The 8,421-nt window shown below is 49.9% G+C and carries 9 protein-coding genes; 3 read left to right on the top strand and 6 right to left on the bottom strand.

The window, feature by feature from the left end; genetic code table 11:
- The 6 genes from ABYT30_RS12075 to pilM form a co-directional block, all read right to left on the bottom strand.
- On the bottom strand, positions 1–1,805 hold a 1,805-nt coding region (locus ABYT30_RS12075; RefSeq protein WP_373096684.1), incomplete at its 3' end, for a TonB-dependent receptor.
- A gap of 171 nt (positions 1,806–1,976) precedes the next feature.
- Entirely contained in the window at positions 1,977–3,440 is a 1,464-nt protein-coding gene (locus ABYT30_RS12080; RefSeq protein WP_373096686.1) for a type II secretion system protein GspD, read from the bottom strand.
- 2 nt (positions 3,441–3,442) lie between these two features.
- Complete coding sequence (locus ABYT30_RS12085; protein WP_373084376.1) at positions 3,443–3,793, bottom strand: hypothetical protein; 351 nt, start codon at positions 3,791–3,793, stop codon at positions 3,443–3,445.
- Complete coding sequence (gene pilO / locus ABYT30_RS12090) at positions 3,793–4,353, bottom strand: type 4a pilus biogenesis protein PilO (protein WP_373096688.1); 561 nt, start codon at positions 4,351–4,353, stop codon at positions 3,793–3,795. The genes ABYT30_RS12085 and pilO overlap by 1 nt, the downstream gene beginning before the upstream one ends.
- On the bottom strand, positions 4,350–5,006 hold the full coding sequence (locus ABYT30_RS12095; protein ID WP_373096690.1) for a hypothetical protein: 657 nt from the start codon (positions 5,004–5,006) through the stop codon (positions 4,350–4,352). Before ABYT30_RS12095 ends, pilO begins: the two co-directional genes overlap by 4 nt.
- Positions 5,003–6,139 (bottom strand): pilus assembly protein PilM, encoded by a 1,137-nt coding sequence (pilM, locus tag ABYT30_RS12100; RefSeq protein ID WP_373096692.1) that lies wholly within the window; start codon positions 6,137–6,139, stop codon positions 5,003–5,005. Before pilM ends, ABYT30_RS12095 begins: the two co-directional genes overlap by 4 nt.
- A gap of 301 nt (positions 6,140–6,440) precedes the next feature.
- Here pilM and ABYT30_RS12105 point away from each other — a divergent pair, with 301 nt between their 5' ends.
- From ABYT30_RS12105 to ABYT30_RS12115, 3 genes are all read left to right on the top strand, one after another.
- Entirely contained in the window at positions 6,441–7,019 is a 579-nt protein-coding gene (locus ABYT30_RS12105; RefSeq protein WP_373096694.1) for a prepilin-type N-terminal cleavage/methylation domain-containing protein, read from the top strand.
- A complete protein-coding gene (locus tag ABYT30_RS12110) occupies positions 7,016–7,444 on the top strand; it encodes a type II secretion system protein (protein ID WP_373096696.1) in 429 nt (142 codons plus the stop codon). Before ABYT30_RS12105 ends, ABYT30_RS12110 begins: the two co-directional genes overlap by 4 nt.
- Positions 7,441–8,421 (top strand): PilW family protein (locus ABYT30_RS12115; RefSeq protein WP_373096698.1); only part of this gene is annotated, 981 nt, incomplete at its 3' end. The genes ABYT30_RS12110 and ABYT30_RS12115, both read left to right, overlap by 4 nt.

Genomic DNA, 8,421 nt, shown 5'->3' on the forward strand with positions numbered 1-8,421 from the left:
ACGTCCAGACCACCCGATTTAAAGCCGTCACTGACCGTTGCATAGGCAATCAAACTATCCAGATTTAAGCGGCTGGCCAACTCGTCCGGCGCAATCATATTGACGGTCAATAGCGGCGTAAATTCAGAAAACGTTGTGCTACCGGCAATCGACGGCAGAAACACCAAGGGCACCTCTGGCGCTTGATAGGCAAAGTACTGATCACGGCTAACCGGGTTATATATCCCGTCCATAACATGGGCCACTGGGGTAAGAATGGCTGGATTACTGCCGATCTGGGCATTGAGGCGGTTCGCGTATTCCTCATAATCAGGTACAACCATGGTGTGTACGCTGCTGCGCTCTTCCTCGGTATAACGCAGGCCGAGCGTCAATTGCAGCCAGTCGTAAACATCCCACGAGCCCTGGGCAAAAATCGCCTTGGTTTCATTTAGGTAATCCGCTAGGGAAGCGGTATTGGCTTGCACCGGTAGTAGCAAATCCGGCGGAACCGCTACCGGCAAATCGACCGCTGCACTACCCGGAATACCCACCAAACCATTATCACCAACGTCGGTACCATCTAGGGTATTTGTTAACTCCTCACGCGCGTAAAACACACCAAAAGTTAGATTTAGCGTGTCATCAAGTACACTGCCATTAAACTTTAATTCTTGGGTAAATTGATTGCGTTCGGCATCAGGCGCGGCCATGCCGCCACCTTGAAACACGATATTGCCGGCGTTGGGGCCAACACTCACACTCCGAACAGACGTACCGTCGGAATCACCACTAATGCGGATATTGTTCTGGAAAGCAAAGCTGGTAATGCTCTCCATATCAAAGCCAAACACGGGTAAGCGCAGGGTTAGCGCATGCATTTGGTTATCAATCGCGTAAACCGCATCGTCATCGTTTTGGCTGACCGCGAACTTATCGGCCAAGGCAGTGCTGGCGTCGCAGGCAGCTTGCAGATTTTCGCCGCCATCGCCACGATAAACCCCCTGGGTTAAGATCGCGCCACTATTCTGGAATTGACAATTATAGGGGGTGCCGCGCTCATCTATCCGGCTAAAGAAGCTGAAAAAGTCTAGCTCAAGGGTATCGCTAACATCCCAAATTGTGCGCTGAGATACCGCCATGCGGTCTTCATCGAATAAATTATGACTGGAGCTGACATTATCAATATAGCCATCGCTGCGCTTGGTACTCAGCGCAAACCGGGTACTAATCGCGTCACCAGCCCAAGGCACATTGGCGCTTAGCTTGGCGTCTTTGCGACCATCACTACCGAGGGTAAAGCGCCCGTTTAATTCTACTGAGTCAATATGAGGGCGCTTTGAATCAACGAGCAATGCACCGCCAATATTATTTTTGCCAAACAAAGTACCCTGCGGGCCCCGTAGCACTTGGATATTCGCGACATCTACCGCATCGAGAAGCTGGGCATCTGAGCGGGGTACATACACGCCATTTAAATAAATACCCACACCCGGGTCCAGAACCGGGTTACCAGAACGCTGGCCAATTCCGCGAATAAAGATGGCCGGGGCTTTGTAATTGGTTTGCGAAAACTGCAGACTCGGGCTAAGGGTTTCAACATCGGCGATAGAATTAACACCCATCGCCTCGAGGTAATCAGAGCCTAAGGCGGTAACCGCCAGCGGCGTTTCCTGCAGACTCTCTTCCCTGCGCCGAGCCGTCACCACCACTTCTTCTAGCTTTGCACTTGAACGCGGCAGCGGCTCAGCGAAAACAGTATCGACCAGTAAGAACGGTGCCAAGGCAGTTAAACCCAGCACATAGCACGGTATACGCAGCAGCATTAAACGCTCCCCAAATAGAATAAATATTCACAGAGAGCATCCTAGCTTGTTACAGTCAATTAACCAATGTTCTCAGAGCATACATCCCAATATTTCACAACAATTCCGCGTCATAACGCACATACTAAACTAGCCTTGCGCCACCGAAACAAAGCCAATACCTCAGGGATCTTAACGATAGGGCCCGTGCAATTTCCTCACAGATCGTCGAGTCTTTAATTCTGGCGACATCACCGCTGGTTGTTCAGCGGTGACTGGAGTTGGCGGCACGACTACCGCGGAAACCGGCGCCTGAGCCGCCCCCCTGCGCTGCAAGGCCGTCTCGCCGAATTCACCCTCGGCAATAATTGAGCTCAACTCCTGCTCTTCGCTTTCAACTAGCGGAATATAACGTTCGGCGCCGGAACCGTCGTTAGTCACGATATAAGGCGTGATCAATACAATGGTTTCGGTCTTTAAACTGGTGTTTTGCATATTAGAGAACAAGCGGCCAATAAATGGTATCGACTTTAAAAATGGAACACCGCTATTAGATTCCGATACGGTGTTTTTTAATAGCCCGCCGATAAACACTGTTTGCTGATTGTTGGCAATAAACTGAGTAGTCACTTCGGTCGTATTTTTTGACGGAATACCATCATTAACACTGCCGGTACTTATTTGCGGATAAATATCGAGCATGATTCGATCATTATGGTCGACAGAGGGCGTAACTCGCAAAATTACCCCCGACTCCAAAAATTCTACACTTTCGGTGGTCACTTGGTTAATCGTCGTCGTGACTTTATAACCGATTCTCTCCCCCACCACGACTGAAGCTTCTTGATTTTCTAAGGCCAATAATTTGGGTGTCGATATGGTGCGCAGTCGACCGTCAGTTTCAAGCGCATCAAGCAGTACATCGATATTCTTGTTTACCACGTTAACGAAAAACCCTGGTGCGCCAGGCGCGGCTAAGCCTTGCACGCCAAATTGCTTGATTTCACCGGTATCCACTGAAAATAGGCGCGTCCAATCGATGCCGTAAGACAAGCTATCGTTTAGGGTCACCTCTAAAATTTTAGCTTCTATCAAGATCTGGCGCGGCGCGGCGTCAACACGCTTAATTAAATAATCAATTCGCGCTAAAAACTCCGGCGTATCTTCCACCACCAGAATTTTTTGCTCCAACGCCACAGTTAGCTTGCCGTACTTAGATAAATGACTTTGGACAACAGCACCGACAACCGTTGGATTGGCGTAATTAATATTAAAGGTCTTTACCCGCGTAAGCCCATTCGTCGAGCGCGTGCCAATATCAGCTTTTTCAATAATAAAATACGCCCGGCCGCGCTTTTCCGCACCGTAACCGGCAATCTCGGCCGCCGCCCGAATCGCCTCATCGAGGGTGACATCGTATAAATTAAATGAAATATCGCCATCCACATCTTTGGCCAACATAATGCTAACCCGACCTTTCTGCGAAAACATTGCCATGACATCGGCAATCGGCGTGCTCTTCGCACTCATGGAGAAACGTTCATTTTTACTGGCGGCATTACTCATCGAACTCAACATCACTAACAGCACAAGTGCAATTAGCCAGTGCATGCTGGAGACGCCCCGTGGCAATCGACATACTAATTTCTTATTCATAATCACTTCTCATCGCCACGATAAACTGCTGCGCTGTACTCGACGCCGCCCTTGCCAAAAATAACACCCTGTTCACTAATGCTAAGTATTGTATAACCATTGACCACGGCGCCCGCCTGCAACAGCTGCCCATCTACATTAGCCGCTCGATAGCTCCCAGCCACCATTATCGCTCGCACTGTCGGTAATTCTGTACTTGTTACACTCGCTTTCGCTCCCATCTGCTCAGCGGCAATTTCTGGCCAAAGAAACGGATTGTATTCTGGCAGCGAACGAACATCGCGGGTTTGTGCGCAAAGCAAATTTGCGCACATACTCATCATAAATAGTAACAAGCCAAATTTACGACACATTAATTAATTATCCGGTAACTGGCCATGCGCAACTTCATTTGTAACGCGCTTCCAGATCGATCACTCGGGTCAGAAGAAATGGTAAGTTGATCAATCACAATAAAACCTAATTCTTTATTAATAGCTTGCAAACAGTTAAACAAGCTAAAGTAATCCCCCGAGAAGCTCACCTCAAAGGGCAGTTCTCGAAATTGCATAATATCCTTACTCGCCAAGGGCCGCACACTGTCTAATTTAACTTGCTGCTGCCACGAGATACTCTGCAGAACGCCAATAACATAGCCTTCCATTTGTTTAGCCGGAATCGCACCACTACTACCAAAAAGACTTTCTTCTATTGATTTTATATTGGCATAGCGCTGCGCCAACTGTTGGTCAAGATCAACGCCGTGGGTCATCGCATTAACCAACATTAGATTACTCGCCTTAATAGACTGATAATTCAGCCAAAGCGGTTTAACAACATATAAACTCAAGGCTGCCACCAAAAGTAACGCCAATCCACCGCCTAATAAGCGGATAGATCGAGGGTCGAGGCTGCCGACATCGTCGCGATTCATTTTCGCTCACCCTCGCCGGCCACAATAACGGCAATATCAAAATGGACAATCTGCCCCTTATCATGGGGCCGCAGATCTGAGCGCAGCACCCTCACTGAATCTACCTCCGGCTGCTTTAAAAGCTGGGCGACAAAATCGGAAAGTTTGACGTAATTTTGCGCGTAGCCTTGCAACTCTAAATGCGTTTCAATTTTCCAGGCTTTTGCCGGATTATTCGCGTCTTTTTGCGGCAAAATAATAAAATAACCATTTGAGCTGGCCTGCTGAGACTGCTCGACCATACTACCTGCCCGCCCAAACTCCAGTGACGAAAGCCAGACACTATCCGCCGCCAGCGCGCGATCCAATGCCAACAATAAATTGGGAGCGGTTTGGCCGCCACGAAAGCCGCGGAGCACGGTTAACTGGCCAGTCATCACGTCTATTTGGGCATCTAGGGCCTTTATTTGGTCGCTTTGCATATCCACCATATACTGCTGGCTAGATAAAATTTTAGCTTTTTTCTTTTCTTGGCTAGTTAGACTCAGCAAAACAAGCATCACAAGCGCAAACAGAACGACTAAGCCCGCGATCGCTACGCCACCGCGAAATAGATCGCGTTCGAGCGCACGTTGGCGACGATAATCTTCCGGTATTAGATCAAACTCGGTCACTTATCCAGCCCCTTTAAACCTTCGCCGCGCAACACTAAACCCCGCAGTGCTAAGCCGCTAGCAACCGCTAGACAGTGGTCGTGAAGATGATCGGGAATATTCAAAAATTTTTGCAGAGCGTCGTAGCGCGCGATCGGATAGAGGACATGTACCGGAATTTTGACAAGTGTGCTCAATAAGTGGCCAGCCAAGGGCCAGTGGGCCGCACTTCCCAGCAAGAATATATGACGTATTGGCTCCCCGCGAGTTTGCGATGCGGTGTAGCTCATCGCCCGATTTATTTCGTCCACTAACTTAACGAAAAGTGGTTTTAATATTTGTATTAGCGTATCGGAATGTTCCTCCAACAAGGCTTGTGCATCAAACTGATCGTCAACACCCAAGTTCAGTTCACGATAAAGCATGCGCTTAGCAAAGGCCTGATCCACCTCCAGCGCCTGACAGAGCTGGTCAATAACCTGGACTTCGCCCAACGCCACTTCTCGGTCTAGCAATAGACGCCGCCCTGAGTGCACAGACAAATAGGTCTTTTCCTGACCAAAGGTTATCGATAAATGATTATCGCGTTCGCTCGAGCTGCTCGTTACCGCCAGTAGGCGATTCAGCGCCACAGGGCCTATTTCCAAGGCATCGGCGGTTAAACCCGCTTTACGTAAAAATTCAAGATAACGGATAACCGCATCGCGGGGACTCACCGACACTAAAGCGAGGTTTTCCGCATTGCTCGATTGCGTACGCACGGGTAGATAGTCGATAACATAATCAGCAAGGTCGCCAGTTAAACGCTCGCGCATTTGATTTGTTATTGCTTCTGCCTCATTTTGCGCCTTGTTTAAGCGGTAATTGACGTACATTAGCTTAAAATATTCTGGCGGCAGACAGCTGTGCACCCGCGTGCCTTTAAAGTCCTTAGCTAAAACAGGTTTTAGTAACTGCTTGAGCCGCTCGGGCGAAGCGATCAAGTCCTCTCGACCACCGTCAAAAACAACGGTAGCGGCGGCACTGGCCCTAGGCACCCCATCATCGACACTGAATTGCACAAGGTTTACCGCCTCGTCCATCAGTTCAAGGCCGATTGCACTATAAGAATTGCGAGCCGATGACCACCGCGGCAGTTTATTTAAAAAACGCATGGAGTAAATGCCAATATATATCCCGCTAAGTCTGGGGCCACGAAGCGATCATCGCCGAAATTAACCATAGCCCCCTCACCATTTATTATTGTCATATTTACGATGGAGCACATACTCCTCTGTGGCAGACCCTAGACAGAGCTGCGTAATAAGCAAGCTCAGTATAGTACAAAAAAACAGATATCATCCTTTAAAATAAGCTTATTTCCTGAATACTGGTAGTTTTAATCTAGCCCTATTCGCCAGTGCTACACAACGCGCTACACTGTATTAAAATATACTGTCATATTGGCTAAACAAAATGCGGGCCCCTACCACTCAATATAAACCTATTGGCAGCAAGCAAGGCTTCACCCTCCTTGAGATACTGGTCGTTGTCGTGCTGATCGGTATTTTGAGCGCTGTAATAGTCGCCAGGGACCCTGGCTCTGCAGAACGCAAGCTCCAGCGCGCCGCCTTTGAGGTAAAATCGGCAGTACTCGTGGCGCGCACCGAGGCCATGCGCACAGGCGATAGTTACGGTCTCATTGCCAACACCAGCAGCCAAACCATCAAAACCTACCACCTGAACGATACTATTTGGCCCCCGATCATTGAATACACAGTACGCCACCCCCAAACCAAAAATCTCCTAGTACTGCAATTCGGCGTATCAGAGGCATTAAAGGACGTCAGTCTCAGCAGCGTCAGCATCAGCCCGAAACCGAGCGCCGCTTCATATAACAATATGTTCGGTTTCGACGCGGCAGGCATGCCCAACTATTATGATGGCTATGATTTCGGCCGACTCAACATTGCGACATTTACCATTAGCGCCGGCGGCCGCAGCAAAACAATCATCGTCAACCCCGACACTGGTAGAGTGGTAATACAGCCATGAAGCCCAGCTGCCGCAAACAAAGTGGCATGACTTACGCCGAGGTCATGATGGCAGTTTTGCTATTAAGCATCCTGTTAGTACCCACAATGGATGCTTTGCGTACAGCTGTGCGAGGCAGCGACATCCATACAAAGGCCGCCATTGACCACTACCTGTTAATAGCCAAAATGGAAGCGGTGCTGGCCAGGCCCTACAGTGAACTTGCCGCCCTAGCGGGTGATGAAAGCATTGCCACCAGCCTCAGTGACAGTGTCATTAGTAGCGACGGTCGCAGTTTACAGCGACAGGTATACATCGCCCCCCACGACGCCGACAATGCCGATGCCGATGATAATCTGCGCACGGGCGTTGACCCCGGCATTATCTGGGTGAAGGTTAGCATTGCCAATACCAATAAATCTGTTCAGAGTTTGGTCATAGAATGAATATCAAGCGCGCAGCCAGCATCGACCAAGGTATGACCCTTTTCGAATTGATGGTCGCCCTCGCCATGACAAGCATGCTAATTGCCGGTCTGGGTGGTATCGTTAGCCAAGCACTGCAAGCCCAAAGTATAACCGCCCGGCGCAATAGCGTAAGCGACGATGCTCACTTTGCGATGGAACGCATGACCAGCGCAGTGCGCGGCAGCCATTTACTCATACTCCCCTTAAAAGACAAGCCAGCAACCCCTTGGCGTGAACACGTTCGCGAACAGTATATTCCCGCCCAAGCACCGGAATCTGGCAGCGTTTTTGCCAGTGCCGTACTCGCGGTCAGCCTCGACCACACGATTGATAGAAATCGGGACGGCTGGGCCGACGCCAACAATGACAAAGACTTCGTTAATCTCGATGCCCAATCTTGGCGCGGTCCCGATGAGCCAGAACGCATTGACGAGGACTGGGGCCCCGACATGAACCAAGACGGCGCCCCTGGCCTCAAGGGCATTGACGATAACGGCGACGGTTATATCGACAACTCGCTGGCGTTGCCGCCCTCAGCTGATGACGACGAAGACGGCAGCGCCGACGAAGACCCCCAGAACGACATTGACGACGACGGCGACGGAGGTGTTGACGAAGACACCTCGGGTGATATGAATGGCGACGGCCAAGGCCAAACCTGCATATTATTTATTTGCACCCCAATTGCCGGCGACAGCTTCGACGACGACGACGACACCCTCGACAATGAAGACCATATCGACACCGTCGCCTACTATATTGTCGGTAATCAGCTCATGGAGCGCTGGCCCGCCCTAGTCGACAAAAATGCCGATGGCAAGGTCGATGGCAAGGACTACACCGAGTCTGTTATTGCCGATCAGGTGCGCTGGTTCAAGGTAGAGCGCCTTGCACCCAATGGTGGCCAGCAAATGGTGGAAATTTCACTTGAACTTGGCAGCGACGACGTAGTAGTA

It is taken from the genome of Zhongshania sp., assembly GCF_041623545.1.
In the GTDB taxonomy this organism is placed as follows: Bacteria; Pseudomonadota; Gammaproteobacteria; order Pseudomonadales; family Spongiibacteraceae; genus Spongiibacter.

Excerpts from the sequence above, each read along its gene's own strand:
- ABYT30_RS12080 (WP_373096686.1), bottom strand. The coding sequence starts at position 3,440 with ATGAATAAGAAATTAGTATGTCGATTGCCACGGGGCGTCTCCAGCATG.
- ABYT30_RS12085 (WP_373084376.1), bottom strand. The coding sequence starts at position 3,793 with ATGTGTCGTAAATTTGGCTTGTTACTATTTATGATGAGTATGTGCGCA.
- pilO (WP_373096688.1), bottom strand. The coding sequence starts at position 4,353 with ATGAATCGCGACGATGTCGGCAGCCTCGACCCTCGATCTATCCGCTTA.
- pilM (WP_373096692.1), bottom strand. The coding sequence starts at position 6,139 with ATGCGTTTTTTAAATAAACTGCCGCGGTGGTCATCGGCTCGCAATTCT.
- ABYT30_RS12105 (WP_373096694.1), top strand. The coding sequence starts at position 6,441 with ATGCGGGCCCCTACCACTCAATATAAACCTATTGGCAGCAAGCAAGGC.
- ABYT30_RS12110 (WP_373096696.1), top strand. The coding sequence starts at position 7,016 with ATGAAGCCCAGCTGCCGCAAACAAAGTGGCATGACTTACGCCGAGGTC.